Annotated in this window: 14 protein-coding genes; 11 read left to right on the top strand and 3 right to left on the bottom strand. The window is 33.1% G+C overall.

Annotation, left to right across the window (positions count from 1 at the left end):
• Positions 1 to 72: 72 nt before the first annotated feature.
• From JC605_RS10035 to JC605_RS10015, 5 genes are all read left to right on the top strand, one after another.
• Positions 73 to 1,344, top strand: coding sequence for a BamA/TamA family outer membrane protein (locus JC605_RS10035; RefSeq protein WP_198856043.1), 1,272 nt, complete (start codon positions 73 to 75; stop codon positions 1,342 to 1,344).
• Positions 1,345 to 1,555: 211 nt separating this feature from the next.
• On the top strand, positions 1,556 to 2,230 hold the full coding sequence (locus JC605_RS10030; protein WP_198856042.1) for a response regulator transcription factor: 675 nt from the start codon (positions 1,556 to 1,558) through the stop codon (positions 2,228 to 2,230).
• A 1-nt stretch (position 2,231) separates the two neighbouring features.
• Positions 2,232 to 3,614, top strand: a complete 1,383-nt coding sequence (locus JC605_RS10025) for a HAMP domain-containing sensor histidine kinase (RefSeq protein WP_198856041.1) — start codon at positions 2,232 to 2,234, stop codon at positions 3,612 to 3,614.
• A gap of 82 nt (positions 3,615 to 3,696) precedes the next feature.
• Positions 3,697 to 4,419 (top strand): hypothetical protein, encoded by a 723-nt coding sequence (locus JC605_RS10020; protein WP_198856040.1) that lies wholly within the window; start codon positions 3,697 to 3,699, stop codon positions 4,417 to 4,419.
• Positions 4,420 to 4,532: 113 nt separating this feature from the next.
• Positions 4,533 to 5,480, top strand: coding sequence for a bestrophin family protein (locus tag JC605_RS10015; RefSeq protein WP_198856039.1), 948 nt, complete (start codon positions 4,533 to 4,535; stop codon positions 5,478 to 5,480).
• A gap of 294 nt (positions 5,481 to 5,774) precedes the next feature.
• Here JC605_RS10015 and JC605_RS10010 read toward each other — a convergent pair whose 3' ends face one another.
• Positions 5,775 to 7,196 (bottom strand): PLP-dependent aminotransferase family protein, encoded by a 1,422-nt coding sequence (locus tag JC605_RS10010; RefSeq protein ID WP_198856038.1) that lies wholly within the window; start codon positions 7,194 to 7,196, stop codon positions 5,775 to 5,777.
• A 105-nt stretch (positions 7,197 to 7,301) separates the two neighbouring features.
• Here JC605_RS10010 and JC605_RS10005 point away from each other — a divergent pair, with 105 nt between their 5' ends.
• The 6 genes from JC605_RS10005 to JC605_RS09980 all read left to right on the top strand — a co-directional run bounded on the left by JC605_RS10005 (position 7,302) and on the right by JC605_RS09980 (position 17,116).
• Positions 7,302 to 8,216 (top strand): EamA family transporter, encoded by a 915-nt coding sequence (locus tag JC605_RS10005; RefSeq protein WP_198856037.1) that lies wholly within the window; start codon positions 7,302 to 7,304, stop codon positions 8,214 to 8,216.
• Between the two features lie 333 nt (positions 8,217 to 8,549).
• Entirely contained in the window at positions 8,550 to 10,808 is a 2,259-nt protein-coding gene (locus tag JC605_RS10000; RefSeq protein WP_198856036.1) for an acyl-CoA dehydrogenase, read from the top strand.
• A 218-nt stretch (positions 10,809 to 11,026) separates the two neighbouring features.
• On the top strand, positions 11,027 to 12,670 hold the full coding sequence (locus JC605_RS09995) for a DUF6377 domain-containing protein (RefSeq protein ID WP_198856035.1): 1,644 nt from the start codon (positions 11,027 to 11,029) through the stop codon (positions 12,668 to 12,670).
• Positions 12,671 to 12,873: 203 nt separating this feature from the next.
• On the top strand, positions 12,874 to 15,090 hold the full coding sequence (locus JC605_RS09990) for a glycoside hydrolase family 3 C-terminal domain-containing protein (protein ID WP_198856034.1): 2,217 nt from the start codon (positions 12,874 to 12,876) through the stop codon (positions 15,088 to 15,090).
• A 137-nt stretch (positions 15,091 to 15,227) separates the two neighbouring features.
• Positions 15,228 to 15,875, top strand: coding sequence for a DUF1349 domain-containing protein (locus tag JC605_RS09985; RefSeq protein ID WP_198856033.1), 648 nt, complete (start codon positions 15,228 to 15,230; stop codon positions 15,873 to 15,875).
• A gap of 98 nt (positions 15,876 to 15,973) precedes the next feature.
• The gene (locus tag JC605_RS09980) at positions 15,974 to 17,116 is read left to right on the top strand and encodes an acyltransferase (RefSeq protein ID WP_198856032.1); all 1,143 of its coding nucleotides are present in this window, start codon (positions 15,974 to 15,976) and stop codon (positions 17,114 to 17,116) included.
• A gap of 222 nt (positions 17,117 to 17,338) precedes the next feature.
• On the opposite strand, the gene tyrS is transcribed toward JC605_RS09980, so the two are convergent.
• Together tyrS and JC605_RS09970 are read right to left on the bottom strand one after the other, a co-directional pair.
• Positions 17,339 to 18,541 (bottom strand): tyrosine--tRNA ligase, encoded by a 1,203-nt coding sequence (gene tyrS, locus JC605_RS09975; protein WP_198856031.1) that lies wholly within the window; start codon positions 18,539 to 18,541, stop codon positions 17,339 to 17,341.
• Positions 18,542 to 18,816: 275 nt separating this feature from the next.
• On the bottom strand, positions 18,817 to 19,923 hold the full coding sequence (locus tag JC605_RS09970; protein ID WP_198856030.1) for an NADH:flavin oxidoreductase: 1,107 nt from the start codon (positions 19,921 to 19,923) through the stop codon (positions 18,817 to 18,819).

Here is a 19,923-nt window from a genome sequence, read left to right as displayed (position 1 = left end):
TCTAAAATGTTGAAAATAAGCTATATATTTACATATGAATTGATTATTGTTATAAAAAATTAAAACTTTCGCATGGTAAAATTTTTAAAAAATAATTATTTTCAGAATAAATTTAAAATCTTATGGTTGCTTTTTTTTATTCAACTTAATTTGAATGCCCAAACCGAGATTGACAGTTCTAAAATTTGTCCTCCTAGAACAATATTAGAAATCTTCAAAAAAAAGGATTCTATTTATGTTGTAAAACCAATAAAAAACAGCTTCTTCTTAATTATTCCAGCAATCGGCTCTCAACCTGCCACAGGTTTCTTTTATGGCGCTGTAGCTCAATATACTTTTAAAGGAAAAGAAAAAGCCGATAAATATTCAATAGCCAATGTCGGAATAACATACACAACAAAAAAGCAATGGCTTGTAAACGTTAAGAATAATATTCTATTGAAAAATAATAGAATATTTTTGAGTGGTGATTATCGTTTGTATATATTTTCGCAACCTAATTACGGTTTAGGAACAAATATTATTCCGCCTCGTCGCAATCAGGAGCCTGGTTTCAGCATTGATTCTATTGCTGAACCAATGGATTATAATTATTTTAAATTTCATCAATCAGTTTCCTTTCAAGTTCATCCAAATTTTTACGTCGGCGGCGGTGTCAATATTGATTGGTATTCGAGTATTGTTGATAAAGACCTTGATGTTGCAAATGGAAAATTTACTTACCATTATAATTATAATCAGAAATATGGATTTGATGAATCAGAATATTTTTTAAACGGTGTGAGTCTAAATTTGGTTTACGATTCAAGAGATAATCAGGTGAATGCAACGCACGGCTGGTTTGCTAATATAAATTACCGTTTTAATCCAGAGATATTTGACAATCAAGAAGTAAGTAATGTTTTGTATGCCGAATATCGAAATTTTATTCCGGTTTCGCAAAAAGATAAACGATACATTCTAGCGCTTTGGACTTATGGACAATTTGTAACCAAAGGAAAAGTTCCATACTTGAATTTGCCAGCAATTGGTTGGGATCAGCGTAGTCGAAGCGGTGAGGGATATACACAGGGATTATTTAGAGGAACAAATTTAATTTATCTAGCAACAGAATTTAGGTTTCCGCTTAGTTGCGATCAAATGTTCAGCGGAACGGTTTTTACAAACTTCGTAACAACAAGTAATCCAGACACTAATACAAAACTTTTTCAATATGTTCAACCAGCTTTCGGTTTCGGACTCCGTATTTTAATTGATAAAGCAACTAGAACCAATCTTATTGCAGATTATGCGTGGGGAAATAATTCTAAAGGATTCTATTTGAATGCTGGAGAGACTTTTTAAATGTAATAAAAACTACAATTTAGTTTAAACGCAACACTTCTCTTTTATTTCAAAAATTAAGATTAATAAGCTTTAACCCTAAAAAAATATGAAAAAGCAGGCTGTAAGGGTTGCTTTTTTTATTCTTCATAATTAAATCATAATTTGTAATGTTGTGTCAAATTATGTTAAATTGTATTCCTATTTTTGTTGTATATACACACTTCTTAAGATGAAATTACTGATAGTTGAAGACGAACCAAATCTATTATCGATATTACGTAAAGGGTTTGCAGAAAATAATAATGAAGTAAGCGTTGCAATGGACGGTAAAACGGCTATGGAAATGATTCATAATTATACCTTCGATGTAGTAATTTTGGATGTGATGCTTCCTGATGTCAACGGAATTGAAATTTGCAGAAGACTTCGTGCAGCAAAAAACTTTGTACCTATTTTGTTATTAACAGCTTTAGGAACTTCAGAAAACATTGTAACGGGATTAAACGCTGGAGCTGATGATTATTTGGTAAAGCCGTTTAAATTTGGCGAATTAGATGCCAGAATAAATGCGCTCTACAGAAGATCGCAACAGGAAACAGAAAAAATAGATACTATCACAATTGCCGATTTAGAAATAAACGGACGTGCCAAAACGGTTAAAAGAGATGGAGAAAACATTGTTTTAACTGCCAAAGAATTCAAACTATTATATTATTTAGCTAAAAATACTGGCAGAATCGTTTCGCGCGATCAGATTTTGGATAATGTTTGGGATATTAATTTTGACATGAATACCAACGTTGTCGATGTTTATATTACGTACTTAAGAAGAAAGATAGATAAGCCTTTTTCAACCAAACTGATTCATACCATGAAGGGTTTAGGTTATGTAATTAAGCCATAATATGGATATTAGAAAAAAAATCACTTTCAATTATGTTGCCCTTTCTACCTTTAGTACTTCGCTATTGTGTATTATCGTGTTTTTTCTTTTTAGGGAAAACAATAGATATCACTTTTTAAAGCGATTAGATGATAGAGCAAAAATTGTCGCTTCAATTCATTTTCAAAAAGACCCAGAGAAAATTAAATATTATAAAAATCTTCAAAAAAATGGTCTTGAGGAATTAATTGAAGAAGAAGAATATGTATTAAAAATAAATAGCCATAACAGTTTTGATTATAATACAAATCTGAATCTTCCGAATACGTTTTACACCAATATTTTAAAAACAGGAAAAGATTCTTTTGAAAGAGATAATAAATATTATTTAGGACAGATTTTTCAAGAAAACAATCAAAAGTATATTGTAATTGTTAGCGCGAGAGATCGTAAAGGGAAAGACACAACCGTTTATATTGTCAAAATTATGCTTTTTGGCGGAATCGGTTTTGTGATTCTAGCGTTTCTTTTAGGACGATTTTTAGCAAAACGAGTTATCGATCCTGTAGCAAGAATTACAAAAGAAGTAAAAAGAATTAGTGCTTCTAATCTGCATAATCGTCTTCCAGAAGTCAAAAATTCTGATGAAATTTCAGATTTGACCAATACTTTTAATAATATGCTGGATCGTTTGGAAACCTCTTTTGAGATTCAAGCGAACTTTATTAATAATGCTTCTCACGAATTAAAAACGCCAATAACAACAATTATTGCCGAAGCAGAAATTATGTTGCTTAAAGAAAGACAACAGCATGAATATGTAGAATCTCTACAAAATATATACAGTCAGGCTTCAAGATTAGGAAACTTAACAGAAAGCTTGCTAAAATTGACTCAAACAGGTTATGACGGACAAAAACAAGTGTCTGACATTGCCCGAATGGATGAGTTATTATTGGATGTGAAATCTGATCTTGATAAGATTTATCCAGACAATCGAGTAAGCATTAAACTTAATTTTGCTCCAGAAGATTCTAATTTATTATTGTTGCCATGTAATAAACCGCTTTTAGAATTGGCAATCAATAATATTATTACAAACGGAGTAAAGTATTCTGATAATAATGAAGTGTTTGTGAATCTTTCTGCTAATAAAGAAATGATTAAAATCACGATCAATGATATCGGAATCGGTATTCCGCCTGAAGATATTCCGCATTTATATGAGCCTTTCTTTAGAGGTAAAATCGCTGCCAAATACATTGGTTACGGTTTAGGACTTCCGTTAGCTTCTAAAATCATTAGAATGCATGATGGAGAGCTGCAAGTGCAATCTGAGCAAAATAAAGGAACTATCGTTACGATCATTTTTAAAAAAGGCAACATTAAAAAATCTAATGTTTAATTTTAGAAAATTCTAATTTTAGATTAATAAAGGTCTAATTTCCGGATAGTTATTTTGTAAGTATAAACTAAAAGATATACTTATGAAAAATTTTCTTATACCTACGACTTTAAAAGATGATACAATCTCGGCTGTTAAATCTGCGGTAAATCAGTCTAAAAATACTGAATCAGAAATTATTTTAGTATTAGTTTCAGAAGCGCCTGATACGTTTTCTTCTTCTGGTTTTTTAAGAGAAATGAAATCTGGACTTACCAGAAGTCAGGAAGAAGTTCTAGAAACCTGCCGATATATTGTTGAACACACTTCAAACATAAAATTAAAAGTCCATAATCAATACGGACTTTCAGCACCAATTTTTAAAAGACTGATAGATGTCTTTTCAGTAAAATTGGTCATTCTTACTCATTCTTATAAACAAGAAACAAAAAGAATTCATCAATATTTAGTGCAATTGGCAGGAAATCAGAAATGTCCGATTCTGCATTTAAGTACAGAAGCTAATAAAGAGGTTTTCCATAAAGCACTTTATGTAGAAAATTCGAGCGTGAACATTCATGTAAAAGACGTTCAGGATTTCTTAAGCGCCAATTTCTCTTTCGAAATCGTAAGCCAAACTGCCAGTTTTGAAGACGACTACGAAAACGTTGCTCCATTTTTATCAGAAGCCATTTCTAAACATAATATTGATATGTTGGTAGAAACGAGAAAAGGCGAGAAAATCAAATTTAAAAAATCAAAAAAAGAAAATGTCAATGAAAAATTAGGACTTCCTGTTCTTTCATTGTACGAAGAGATGGTTTAAGAGTCTGAGATTCTAAGCTACTAAGACACTAAGTTTCTAAGTTTTTTAATTCTTAGCACCTTAGAAACTTAGAATCTTAGCCTCTCAAAAATTATTAATTTAAAACCGAAAATATGTTATTAAAGAAAAGAATACCAATGAAGTACGTTCTCGGGAAAATTAAAGTAGAAATTGTTTTAGTGTTGGCTTATACCATACTATTTGAAATTTTTCATCATTATTTCATCAATTTGCCTGTAGATATCCCGATTGCCATTCCGACCATGATCGGAACCATTATTTCCTTATTATTAGCCTTTAAGTCCAATCAGGCTTATGACAGATGGTGGGAAGCCAGAATTGTTTGGGGTGCTGTTGTAAACGATTCTAGAACCTTGATTCGTCAGGTTTTAACATTTTACGACGATCCAGATTTCTCTGTTGAAGCAAGTGAATTCAAAGAAAATTTTGCTAAAAGACAAATTGCATGGTGTTATAGTTTAGGAGAGTCGCTTAGAAATAGAGATGCAATAAAGCCGATTGAAGGCTTAATTAGCGAAGAAGAAATCAGATACATCAAAAATCATCAGAACGTTCCAAATGCAATTTTGATGCTACATGCAAGAGATTTAAGAACGGCTAAAAACGAAAAGAAAATCAACATGTATCAGCAGGTTGAAATCGATAATACTTTATCTAGATTATGTGATGAAATGGGGAAATGTGAGCGAATTAAAAACACGATTTTCCCAACAACATATAGTATGTACATTAGATTGACTTTGTGTTTGTTTATTTTCCTATTGCCTTTCGGATTAACAAGTGTGTTGAGCTGGTTTGCGATTCCTTTGATTACGGCAATTGGTGCTGCTTTCTTTTTAATCGAAAGAATGGCGATTCATTTGCAAGATCCGTTCGAAAACAGACCTACAGATACGCCAGTTACTTCAATTGCAAATACAATTGAAAAAAATATCAAGCAAATGCTAAACGAATATCAAAGTGAATTTGATATTCTTAAAGAATTTGACTTAAAAGACGAACCTAAGAAAGTCGAAAAGGACGCTTATTTTGTCTTATAACTATTTAATTTTGGTCTTGAGTTAATTGTTGGTTGGACAGTGAGTAGTTGCGCTGTCCAATTTTTTTTTATGAAATTTAATCATGTAGAAATTACCGCAAAGTCTTGTCATTTCGACGTAAGGAGAAATCACACAAGAAATTCTACAAAGAATAGATTACCTCATAGTTTGTCATTTCGACGTAAGGAGAAATCTCCACAAGTAACTCCGTAACAATTTTCCAATCTTTGCTGAGCTTCTCGCAGAGATTTCTCCTTACGTCGAAATGACAATATTGCGTTGATTTTTTAGAGTCTAGAGTTGTTTCGTCAGCCTTCCCAAGGTCTGAATTGCAGTTCTCAATTCATTAGACCAAGGCAGTCCGAAACTCAATCGCATACAATTTGAAAATTGATTTTGGAAGGAAAAAATCCTTCCCGGAGCGATGCTAATATTATGTTTAAGCGCTAAATGGTAAAAAGCGGCTGTATCGATTTTTTTATCCAATTCGACCCAAAGAAAAAATCCACCTTGAGGTTGGCTCACTTTAGTTCCCGCAGGAAAAGACTCTAAAACCGTATTGATGTAATTGGTACAGTTTCGATTCAAAATTTGGCGAATTTTTCTCAGATGATTTTCGTAACGGCCATTTTTTAAGAAATCTCCAACAACTTCATGTGTAATGGTAGAATTGGAGATCGTATGGTACAATTTGGTTCTCAGAACTTCTTTTTTAAACTTCCCTGGAGAAACCCAACCCACGCGATAACCTGGCGCCAGACTTTTAGAAACCGAACTGCAGCACAAAACAATACCGCTTTCATCATACGTTTTACAGTTTGTCGGACGGCTTGTTCCAAAATACAAATCACCGTGAATATCATCTTCAATTAGCGGAACATTATAAAAATCCATTAAACGGACGATTTCCTTTTTATGTTCGTTTGGCAGCATGCTTCCCGACGGATTACTGAAATTACTCATCAAAACACAGGCTTTTACTTTCTTTGTAGAAAGCGTTTTTTTAACTGCTTCAATTTCAATTCCTGTTGTCATATTGGTTGGAAGTTCCATTACGTACAAACCCAATGATCTCGCCAATTGCAGAATTCCAAAGTAGACTGGACTTTCAGTAATGATAGTGTCTCCTGGTTTTGTCAGCGTTAATAAACAATCTGAAATGGCCGAAATACAACCTGGAGTCGTTATAATATCATCTTCAGTCAAGGAACCGCCCCAAGTAAACGACCAACGCGCAATTTCTTTTCTTAAATTACTATTTCCTTCAATTTCCTCATAACTCGTTCCGCTGTTTGGAAGTTGACGCATGGCTTGAACCATTCCTTTATTCAGTTTCGCAATCGGAAGTAATTCATTTGACGGAAAACCAAGCGAAAGCATCGTAATATCTTTTTTACGCATATCGCCATAAACCAAATCCACCAAATCCTCGCGTTCAATGTTTTCAAGCGTTAAAAGCGGTTTGCTTGCCGATGGTTCTGGAATTGCTCTAGCCGAAATATTACTTACATAATAACCCGATTGTGGTCTTGATTCGATCAAAGAACGACTTTCAACTTCGTAATATGCTTTACTTACCGTGCTCATGCTATAACCTGTTTCAGCACAGACTTCTCGTATAGATGGCAGTTTGTCGCCTACATTTAAAAGTCCCGATTTGATCTGTTTTTCGATGAGGTCAGCAAATTGAAGATATAAGTAATTCGAATTTTTCATAAAAATAAAACTGTTATGCTGCAATTTACAAAAACTGTATCTGTATTGCTGTTTTATTTTTAAGAAATTTGCGTCATCAAAAGAAAACAATTCAAAAGCAATTTTGTGAAAACAACAAAGTATTATATCGCGGCGATTTCAGCCTTTATTACGTGGGGACTTTTCAGTTTGGTTTTAAAGCCAATTCATGAATATCCTTCGTTAGATATTTTGTTTTTTCGTGTTTTCAGTTGTGCTGGTTTAATGCTTTTAATTGCTTTTTTGTTTAAAAGAAAACAAATAAAAGAAACGATTAAGATTTTTAAAGCTTTATCAAAATCAGAAAAAAGAAAATCGGTTCTGCTGAATATTGGCGGAAGTGTTTTTTTGATGGCAAACTGGTTCACCTTTATTTATGTGGTTAATCATGTGAGTGTAAAAGCAGCTTCTTTGGCATATTTGGTTTGTCCAATTTTAACAACTTTATTGGCTTATTTTATACTGAAAGAAAAACTGCTAAAAACACAATGGCTTTCTGTCGGATTAAGTATTTCGGGATGCATATTGCTCTCATACACCGATATAATGGATATGTTTTTCAGTATTATTATAGGGCTTACTTATGCTGCTTATTTAGTAAGCCAACGTGCTAACAGAGGTTTTGATAAGTTTATTGTTTTGACTTTTCATATCACATTGTCAGCCTTGTTTTTATTACCGTTTTATCCGGTTTTTGGGGGACCGGTTCCAACGGAATTTAAGTTTTATCTCTGCATTGAAACCATTGCAATTGTATTTACTATAATTCCGTTATTTCTCAATTTATATGCACTTTCAGGAATCAACTCTTCAACAGTTGGAATGTTATTAAACATTAATCCGATGATTGCATTTGGTTTGGCGGCCTTTTTTTTCAAAGAAAATATTACGCCTTTGCAGATTACAGCATACGGTATCATTTTTACCGCAGTGTTAGTTTTTAATTCGCATCATATTTTTGCCATAAAGCAAAAAATGACCTCAATATCCAAGGGTTCTTAATTTCTTAGTTTTCATATTTTTTATTGGTTTAAAATCGAAAATTATAAGAACCTTAACAGGATGTTTAAACAGGAATGAGTATTTTTCATTCCTGTTTTTTTTGCGATAAACTGAAAAAAATATTTAGCCACAGATTGTACAGATTAAAAGGATTATATTCTTTGTACAAAAAAAGTGTCGCCACGAATTCCACTAATTTTCACGAATTAAATTATTTTTAGAATAGGGAATAAAATTTGCGAAAATTAGTGGAATTCGTGGCGAAAAAAAAATCGTTTAAATCTGTGAAATCTGTGGCTAAAAAAAACTATTTCCAAACCGAATACTGTTGATATGAAAAATACCAAACTTCAAGCCTTTACTCCGTTATTTTATTTAGTGTGGTCAGATGATTTACTGACACAAAAAGAGTTTACAACCTTAAAAGAGTTTATAAATTCGCTAAATGTTTTGTCTCAAGAAGAAAAAGAATATTTGCTTTCTAAAGTAGATATTTCAAATCCGCCTTCGCGAAATGAACTCACACAATGGAAATTGGATATTGAAAAAAGCATTCAGGATAAATCTTCTGTTAAGTCGATTTTTGATATTGCAAGAGCACTTTCGGGAACCGATTTGGATTTAACACCAATCGAATCCGATTTCAAAAAACTAGAAAATGATTTAGGGATTTTAGGCGAAGAAGCGCTTCAAAACTTTAAAACCAAAGCGGATTCTTTTACAGCCAATTCTCATACAGATGCTAGTTTTGACATTCAGAAAATCACTCAACTTTTAGACGGAAAAGAAGCTGCAATAATTGAAAGAGTTAAATCTGTGATTTCGAGACCTGAATTTGCATATGAAACGTCTACTGATATTAATGTTTTTAGACAAACCGTTTACAAATGGTGCAAAATTCTAGCCGATGAAAATTTAGGAAGCATGGCTTATCCAAAAGAATATGGCGGAGGAGGAAATATTGAAGATTATTTCGCCATCATGGAAACGCTGAGTTATCACGATTTAAGTTTGGTAATTAAATTTGGTGTTCAGTTTGGACTTTGGGGAATGAGTGTTCAATCGTTAGGAACTGAAAAACATTATGCTAAATATTTAAAAGATATTGGCTCGTTGAAACTTCCAGGCTGTTTTGCCATGACCGAAACACATCACGGATCGAACGTAAAAGGTCTAGAAACAACAGCAACTTACAATCATAACGATCAGACTTTTACCATTCATACGCCAAATAAAAATGCTCAAAAAGAATATATTGGCAACGCAGCTGTTCATGGACAAATGGCAACTGTTTTTGCTAAATTAATTATTGACGATCATGATTATGGCGTAAATGCTTTTGTGGTTCCGTTACGCGATCCAAACGGAAATGTATTAAACGGAGTAACAATTGGCGATTGCGGTCATAAAATGGGATTAAATGGCGTAGATAACGGAACAATAAGTTTTGATAATGTGGTGATTCCGAAAGACAATATGCTGGATCGCTTTGCTTCAGTAAATGATAAAGGCGAATTTGAAAGCCCGATTCCGAGTGATAATAGACGATTTTTTACGATGTTAGGAACTTTGGTTGGAGGAAGAATCGGAATTCCGCGTTCGGCTTTAGCTGCAGCTAAATCAGGATTAACAATTGCCATTCGCTACAGCGATCAAAGAAGACAATTTGGTCCAGAAGGAGGTTCTGAAGTTCCTATTTTAAATTACAGAATGCATCAGCGTCGATTATTGCCACACTTAGCTAAAACGTATGCCGTTCATTTTGCACTTCAATATTTAACGAGTAGATTTTTAAACAGAACCGAAGCTGAAATGCAAGAAATCGAAGCATTGGCAGCAGGAATGAAATCGTATTCTACTTGGAGCACGAGAGATATTCTGCAAGAATGTAGAGAAGCTTGCGGAGGAAAAGGCTATTTGTCTGAAAATAGAATAGATGCGCTTAAAAATGATACTGAAATTTATACCACTTTTGAAGGAGATAATACCGTTTTAATGCAATTAGTAGCTAAAAACAGATTAGCAGAATTCAGAAAGTCATTTGGAGAAATGGGTTCGTTGGGAATTATCAATTATGTATACGAAAATGCAAAAACAGCAATTGCGGAGAAAAACCCAATTGCAACCCGTAGAACAGAAGACGAACATTTGTTAGATGGAGAATTTCATCTTCAGGCATTTGTTCATAGAGAAAAAACAATTTTGGCTTCAGCAGCTAGACGTATCAAAAAATTGATTGATGGAGGATTAGAACCTTATGATGCTTTCAACGTTGTGCAGCATCAAATGATTGATGTGGCCGAAGCATATTTGGAAAGAATAGTCTTAGAGCAATTTCAAATCGCAATAAAAGCAGTTGAAGACGAATCTTCGAAAGTTATTTTGACGAAATTGAATCAGTTATATGCGCTTTCGCAGATAGAAAAAAACAAAGGTTGGTATCTTGAAGACGGTTATATGGAAGCGGTAAAAACCAAAGCAGTCCGTAAAATGGTAAATCAGCTTTGTTGGGATATTCGTCCAGATGCTGTGGCTCTCGTAAATGCTTTCAATATTCCAGAAAGTTGTTTAGCGGCGCCTATTGCGCTTTAGTTTTATATATTATAGCAAAGCTTTGTGAAATTTTAAAAACTTTCACAAAGCTTTTGTTCTAATAAATTTATTTATAGTAATTATATCTTTGTCATTGTATTATTTATAGTAGAAAATACTGCAATATCATTTTTGGTTAATTATAACCACTCTCAAAATAATTCATTTTTTATATTTTCGCTTTGCTATATTTGTAATTCCTTTATATTAAAATCGCTTTGAAAAAATATTACTTATTTCTGTTTTTTATTTTAAACCTTCCACTTTTTGCATCGGAGAGTACAGATGTTATTTTGAAAGAATTAAACGAAGCGATTAAAAATAAACAGCATTATGTAAAGATTAAAGAAGAGCGAATTCTGAATTTCAAGAAGATAAAATCGGATAATCTTACGAAAGAGCAGGAGTATAATTATAACAAAACACTTTATTTTGAATATCAGAAACTAAACTCAGATTCTGCAATTCAATACGTAAAAAAGAACATCAAAATTGCCGAAGAACTTCAAAATAAAGAACTTTTAGATTTAGCGCAATTGCAACTGGTAACACTTTATTCTTCTTCTGGAAAATACCGTGAATCTGAAGCAATTTTAAAAAGCATTAATAAAAAAAGTCTTCCTGCTTCTTTACTTCCAAATTATTATATTTCGTATCGTGAATTTTTTGAACATTATGCGGCTAATAGTTATAGTCCTGAGTACAGAAAACAGATTGGGAGTTATCGTGATTCATTATTAAGTATTCTAAAACCAAATACATTAGAATATCAAATTAATAGAATCCAGCAAGATATTTTTATTGATAAAAAATACAATGATCCCAAAAAGCAGTTATTAGCTTTATTGAATAAAACAAAAGAAGAAAGTCCAGAATATGCAATGATTACCTATTTGTTAGGAAAAATAGGTGAAGCTACGCATGACTTAGAAGCTAGAAAAAGATACTATGCACTTTCTGCCACTTCAGATATTAAAAATGCCAATAAAGACAATGCTTCACTCCAAGAGTTGGCTTTAGTTTTTTACGAAATTGGAGATGTTGATATGGCTTATAAACTCACACAATCTGCGATTGAAGATGCATTATATTGCAATGTTCAGTTTCGAACTTTGTTGATGTCAGAAGTATATTCGATTATTAATACAGTTTATCAGGAACGTGAAGCGCAACGAAAAAGTGAATTACAGATTTATTTGCTTTGCATCAGTTTGCTTTCTCTATTTTTACTAGTTGCAATTATTTACGTTTACAAACAAATGAAAAAGGTTTCTAGAATTAGAAGCGAACTTTATGAAACCAGCCAGAAACTAGCAGAGTTAAATAAAGATATTACTGAAACAAACAAGCAGTTGCAAGAAAGTAATCTGCAATTGTCTGAATCTAATTTGGTTAAAGAAGAATATATTGCACATTTCTTCAGTCTTTGCTCAACTTACATTAACAAATTAGAAAATTATCGCATTAGTTTAAACAAGAAAGCAACAGCAAAACAATTCGATGAAATTTACAAAATATTAAAATCAACTACTTTGGTTGATAATGAGCTAGAAGAATTATACAAAAACTTCGATATTATCTTTTTAAACTTATATCCAACATTTGTCAAAGATTTCAATGCTTTATTAATTCCAGAAGAGCAAATCGTTTTAAAGCAAAATGAATTACTAAATACAGAACTTCGAATTTTTGCTTTAATCAGACTCGGAATTACGGACAGTGTTAAAATAGCAGCATTTTTGCGTTATTCTTTAAGCACAATTTACAACTATCGCACAAGAGCTCGAAATAAGGCCGCAGTTTCGCGAAATGATTTCGAAGAAATGGTCATGAAAATTGGCTCAATGGCTTTGAAAGCGTAAATGTTTATTTCAAAATCACTACTTTTTTTAAGGTGTTTTTTGTTTTAAATATTTAAAAATCAATGTATTAATTTTTTAAACCACTACTTTTTTCTGTCTAAAAATGTAACTTGTACGATAACGTTTTAGTTTTACAATATGATAGAAAAGTTTTTATATAGACTTTATAATATTATCTAACTAATGCTTTAATTATTACTGTTATGTTAAAAAACGTTAAAACAATTGTTGTTTTACTTTTACTGAGTTCTTTGGGAGCAAATGCTCAGAATAAAGTTCCAGTTTATCTAGATGATAAAAAACCGATTGAAGAGCGCGTAGAAGATGCGCTTAAACGAATGACAACTGATGAGAAAATTGCCATGATTCATGCGCAGTCTAAATTTAGTTCTCCAGGTGTTAAACGTCTTGGAATTCCCGAAAACTGGATGACTGATGGACCACACGGAATTCGTACAGAGGTAAAATGGGACGAATGGGATCAAGCTGGATGGACAAACGATTCTTGTATTGCTTTTCCAGCGCTTACGGCACTTTCATCTACATGGAACAAAGAATTGGCTTCTTTATATGGTAAATCTATTGGAGAAGAAGCACGTTACCGTAACAAAAATGTATTATTAGGACCTGGTGTAAATATTTATAGAAGCCCATTAAACGGTCGTAACTTCGAATATATGGGAGAAGATCCGTTTTTGGCATCTAAAATGGTTGTTCCTTATATTAAAGGTGTTCAAGCAAATGGAGTTGCAGCTTGCGTAAAACATTTTGCTTTAAATAATCAAGAAACAAATCGTAACTCGGTTAACGTAATCGTTGACGACCGTGCATTGTACGAAATTTATCTTCCTGCTTTTAAAGCTGCAGTTCAAGAAGGTGATGTTTGGTCAATTATGGGAGCTTACAACAAATACAAAGGACAGCAATGTTGCCACAACGAATATTTATTAAACGATATTCTTCGCGGAGAATGGGGCTTCAAAGGAGTTGTAGTTTCAGATTGGGGTGGAGTTAGTGATACTAAACAAGCTATTCACAATGGTTTGGATATGGAATTCGGTTCTTGGACAAATGGACTTTCTTGGGGAACAAGTAATGCATATGATAACTACTATTTAGCAAAACCATATGCAGAAATGATCAAAAAAGGAGAAGTTGGAACTAAAGAATTGGACGAAAAAGTACGTCGCATTCTACGTTTATCTTTCCTAACTACAATGGATAGAAACCGTCCTTTTGGATCTTTTGGAACTGAAGAGCATGCTTTGGCTGGCCGTAAAATTGCTGAAGAAGGAATCGTTTTATTGCAAAACAACAACAATATTCTTCCAATCAATCTTTCTAAAACCAAAAAGATTGCTGTAATTGGAGAAAATGCGATCAAAATGATGACAGTTGGTGGAGGAAGTTCTTCGCTTAAAGCAAGATACGAAATCACGCCACTTGAAGGTTTAAAGAAAAGAATCGGAAACCAAGCTGAAATTGTTTATGCAAGAGGTTATGTAGGAGATCCTACAAGTAATTACAATGGAGTTATTGCTAAAGTAAGTTTGGAAGAAAAACGTTCTCCAGCTGAATTGACTGCAGAAGCTTTAAAAGTAGCTAAAGATGCTGATATTGTTCTTTTTATCGGAGGATTGAACAAAAGCGAAAATCAAGATGACGAAGGACATGATCGTAAAGAGTTGAATTTATCTTATGGTCAGGATAAATTAATTAGCGAATTAGCGAAAGTAAATAAAAACATTGTTTTTGTAAATATTTCTGGAAATGCAATTGCAATGCCTTGGATTAAAGAAGTTCCAGGAATTGTTCAGGGATGGTTTTTAGGAACTGAGGCAGGAAATGCTTTAGCAAATGTTTTGGTTGGAGATGTAAATCCTTCTGGAAAATTATCTTTCACTTTCCCAGTAAAATTATCTGATAACGGAGCTCATGCCTTAGGAGAATTTCCAGGTGGCGATGACGTAAAATACAACGAAGGAATTTTTGTTGGATACCGTTGGATTGACAAAAACAAAATCAAACCATTGTTCTCTTTTGGACACGGTTTAAGCTACACTACTTTTGCTTACGGAAAAGTAACAGCTGACAAAAAACAAATTAACGAAGGAGATAAAATTACATTCTCAGTTAACGTAAAAAATACAGGAAGCAGAGAAGGATCTGAAGTAGTACAATTGTACATTACTGATGTGAAATCTTCATTGCCTCGTCCGATAAAAGAATTAAAAGGTTTTGAGAAAGTTGCTCTTAAAGCTGGAGAAGAAAAAACAGTAACGTTTACAATTGATAAGACGGCTTTAAGTTTCTTCGATGATAAAAAACATGACTGGGTTGCAGAACCTGGTGATTTCGAAGCAATTATTGGTGCTTCATCAACAGATATAAAATCTAAAGTGAAATTCTCACTTAAATAATTTTTTTATTTCTAAAATTGGTTGGTTTGTAAAGCTGCAAGTGTAAAAATTTGCAGCTTTGCTTTTGTCTTAAAATTTTAGATGTACAAACAAAATATTAGAAGTTTTGCTTTAATAATAAAAATCAAATTTTGAAAATGAAACGAATACTACTATTTACATTTGGTTTTGTCATGTTCCAGAACCTTTCAGCACAGAGTCTGAACAAAATGCAATGGTTTAATGAACCTGAAAAATGGGAAATTAAAAATAATGCATTGATTATGAATGTCACCGCAAATAGCGATTACTGGAGAATTTCGCACTATGGATTCACGGTGGATGATGCGCCTTTTTACTACGCCAATTATGGTGGAGAGTTTGAAGCAAAAGTAAAATTGACAGGAAACTACATCGCTCGTTTTGACCAGATGGGTTTGATGATTCGTATAGACGAGAAAAATTACATCAAAACAGGAGTGGAGTTTGTAGACGGAAAATTTAATGTCAGTACCGTTGTAACACACGACAAAAGCGATTGGAGCGTAACAACTTTAGATAAAGTGCCTCCTTTTATTTGGATTAAAGCCGTACGACGATTAGATGCCGTTGAAATATTCTATTCTTTTGATGATAAAAACTATATCATGACCAGAAATGCGCCTTTACAAGATAACGCACCAGTTATGGTAGGTTTAATGGCTGCTTCTCCTGACGGAAAAGGCTTTGAAGCAAAATTTGAAAACTTCTCTGTAAAACATTTACCAGACCAGAGAAGAGCAGAATGGCTAAAAAATCATCAATAAGCTAAATTTCAATCTAAAAATCCAAACTCAAAAAATAATTTTAGATCACAATCAATCTAAAATTTTATCAATCTAACTTAACCTTAAACCAAAAACAAATGAGTTCAATTTCATCTGATATTAAACCAAAAAAACATTACGAAATTCTAGACGGACTGCGTGGAGTTGCAGCTATTTTAGTTGTTGCTTTCCATATTTTTGAAGCCTTTGCAGGCGGAAACCGTTTTAAACAAATTATAAATCACGGATATCTTGCGGTAGATTTCTTTTTCCTTTTATCAGGATTTGTTGTCGCTTATGCATATGACGACCGTTGGGGTAAAATGGGACAATGGGAATTTTACAAACGCCGTTTAATTCGTTTGCAGCCAATGGTAATTCTAGGAATGATCATTGGGGCTATATTTTACTATTTTCAAGCTTCAGACGCATTATTTCCAATGATTGCGGGAATGGAAGTCTGGAAAGTTATTTTAACTATGGTAATAGGTTTTACACTTTTGCCAATTCCACCTTCATTAGAAATTAGAGGTTGGGGAGAAATGCATCCTTTAAATGGGCCGGCATGGTCGCTTTTTTTCGAATATATTGCAAACATCTTGTACGCCTTAATCTTTCGTAAATTTTCGAATAAAGTAATGTCGGTCTTTGTATTAATATTTGCTGGATTGCTAATTAATTATACAGTTTTCGGATCAAAAGGAGACGTAATTGGCGGTTGGTCATTGAATTTGGAGCAAATGAATGTCGGTTTTACCCGTTTATTATATCCGTTTTTTGCTGGAGTATTACTTTGCCGTCTAGGAAAACTTATTCATGTAAAAAACGCCTTTTGGATTTGCAGTATTTTAATCACGATTGTTTTGGCACTGCCAAGATTTGGAGACGAAAATAGTCTTTGGATAAATGGTTTATACGAATCAATCTGTATTATTTTAATTTTTCCGCTTATTGTGGCAATTGGAGCAGGAGGAGAGATTAAAAATGAATTTTCATTAAAAATCTGTAAACTTCTAGGAGACATTTCGTATCCAATTTACATTACACATTATCCGTTAATTTATTGGTTTACAGCTTGGGTCGTAGATAATAAAGTTAGTATGGAAAATGGATATTTAGAAGGAATTGGAGTTTTAATTGTGACCATAATATTAGCTTTCGTATGCTTAAAATTATACGATGAACCAGTTAGAAAATGGCTTGTAAATAAATTCCAAAAAAGAAAAGTTTCTTTACAGTAAAAAGAGGCAAAGGCTTAAAGAGATAAGGTGCAGAGCTGAAAAACTTTGTCCCTTTGCAACTCGAACCTAAAAATAATGAATTTCTAAATTTTGTTAGTTATAGATATTCAAAAAGGGATAAACTTAATTGTTTATCCCTTTCTTATTTATTTTTGAAACCCGAATATAGAAATGTAAAATTAAATTGCAGAGGTTCGCTCTTTACAAACAATAATGATTCAATTATTGCAATTCATAAAAATTTCTCTTTCCAATTTTGATTTTTGTTTCTTTTTCTAATAAAATCAATTCGTTTGGATTTATAATTTTCTCATTATTGATTTGAACTGCACCACTTTCAATTAATCTTCTATTAGCTGATTTTGTTATATCATTTTTAATGATTGCACAAAGATCAATCAAAGTCATTTTATTGGTTTGATTTTCTAAAGAAGAAATCGAAACAGGAATAAATGATTTTGATGCTGCATTTTTACTTTGAAATTGATTAATGAAAAATTGTTCTGCTTGTTCTGCTTCATTTTGATTATGGTATTGGCTGATAATATTTTTAGCAATTAGTTTTTTAATATCCATCGGATTTTCTTTCTCTAATCTTTTCTTGATTTCTTCTTTTTCTTCGAATGAAAAATTGGTTGTCAATTCTAAAAATTCTAAAATAAGAGCGTCAGGAATTGACATCGTTTTACCAAACATTTCATTTGGTTCATCAATTAAACCAATTGTATTATGAAGCGATTTGCTCATCTTTTCCTTTCCATCCAATCCCTTAAGTAAAGGCATACACATTACAATTTGTCCCGAAAGTTTAAAACTTTCCTGTAACTGTCTCCCCATGGTGCAGTTAAATAATTGGTCTGTTCCGCCCATTTCGATATCAGCATTAATTTTAACCGAATCAAAACCTTGCAAAATTGGGTAAACCAATTCATGCATTGCAATTGGCGTATTCTCGCTAAAACGCTTATTAAAGTCATTTCGATGCATCAATTGTGCAACCGTCACATTTGACATAATCTGAATCACTTCAGAAAAAGGAAGTTCGTCAAGCCATTCTGAGTTGAAAACAATTTTGGCCTTTTCAACATCAATAATTTTAGACAATTGCGAAATGTAGGTTTCTGCGTTGTGCTGTACTTCTTCAATACTTAAAGGTTTTCGGCTTTTGTTTTTTCCAGTCGGATCACCGATTCTAGCCGTAAAACTTCCAACAACAATTACAATTTGATGTCCTAAATCTTGAAATTGTTTCAGTTTTTTAAGCACAACAGCATGCCCCAAATGCAAATCTGGAGCAGTTGGATCAAAACCCAGTTTAATAATTAATTTTCTGTTTTCTTTTTTAGCTAGGTTTAATTTTTCTTCTAAGCCATTTTCGGGAAGAAAGATGGCAGCATTTTCTTTTAATTTTTGAATTGTTTCCATTTTTTTGAAAATAAAAAAGCCCGGACGAAATGCCCGGGCTTTAAGGTTTATATAATTTATCTATTTAATTTACAGTCGTGAATACGTTGAATTATATGCATAGCCTATCCGAGCAGATATTATTGCATAATAATAAGTGCTGAAAAAAGGAAGACGTAATATGCTGTTCAAGAATTTCATATCGAATGCAAAGATAAATTTTTTAATTACGGTATTCAAAAAAAACTTAGTGCCTAAGAATCTTAGTAGCTTAGTACTTAGTACCTCAAAAAAAATTATTCTAAAACCAATTGACCTAGAGCCTCTTTAGTAAAACCTTTTAATTCGTCAGTTTTTCCTGCTTTGATTTTTGCCACCCAATTTGGATCAGATAAAAGAGGTCTTCCAACAGCAACCAAATCAAAATCGCCTCTATCGAAACGTCTGTTTAATTCGTCTAGAGAAGTTGGTTGTGAACTTTCGCCAGCAAATGCTCCAAAGAAATCGCCAGAAAGTCCCACAGAACCAACTGTTATAGTTGGCGCTCCTGTTACTTTTTTAGCCCATCCTGCAAAATTCAAATCAGAATCTTCAAATTCTGGTTCCCAGAAACGACGTTGTGAAGCATGAATAATATCAACTCCAGCATCAACAAGAGGAGTAAGCCAAGCTTCTAATTCTTGCGGATTTTTAGCCAATTTATAGTTGTAATCAGAAGGTTTGAATTGAGAAAAACGCATAATTACAGCAAAGTCATTTCCAACTTGCTTTCTCACTTCTTTTATCACTTCAATAGCAAAACGATTACGTTCAGGAAGTGTTTTTCCTCCATAGATATCTTCACGTAAATTTGTTTCAGCTCTAAAGAATTGGTCAATTAAATAACCATGTGCACCGTGAATTTCAACAGTGTCAAAACCTAATCTTTTAGCATCAGCAGCTGCTTTACCAAAAGCAAGAATAGTTTCTTCAATATCTTTTTCAGACATGGCAACACCATTTCTAAAATCAGGACGGTTTAATCCAGACGGACCTTCAAAAGGAACCGGCGGAACCCATCCCGAGTGGTGATTGTCCATAATTCCCATATGCCAGATCTGCGGTCCCATTTTTCCACCAGCAGCATGAACTTCATCAATAACTTTTTTCCATCCGTTTAAAGCCAAATCGCCATAAAAGTGAGGAACATTAGCATCATTAGAAGAAGATTTTCTGTCAATAACAGTTCCTTCAGATAAAATTAAACCAACTTCACCTTCAGCTCTTTTTTGGTAATAAGCTGCGACTTCATCAGTTGGAACTCCGTTAGGAGAAAAAGAGCGCGTCATTGGCGCCATTACGATTCGGTTTTTCAGATTTAACGTCTTTAAGTTAAACTCAGAAAAGAGGTTGTTTGTACTCAT

This window comes from Flavobacterium sp. IB48, from assembly GCF_016405855.1.
In the GTDB taxonomy this organism is placed as follows: domain Bacteria; phylum Bacteroidota; class Bacteroidia; order Flavobacteriales; family Flavobacteriaceae; genus Flavobacterium; species Flavobacterium ginsengisoli.
Note: the sequence above shows the minus strand (reverse complement) of the source record. Positions and strands in the feature narration are given on the sequence as shown.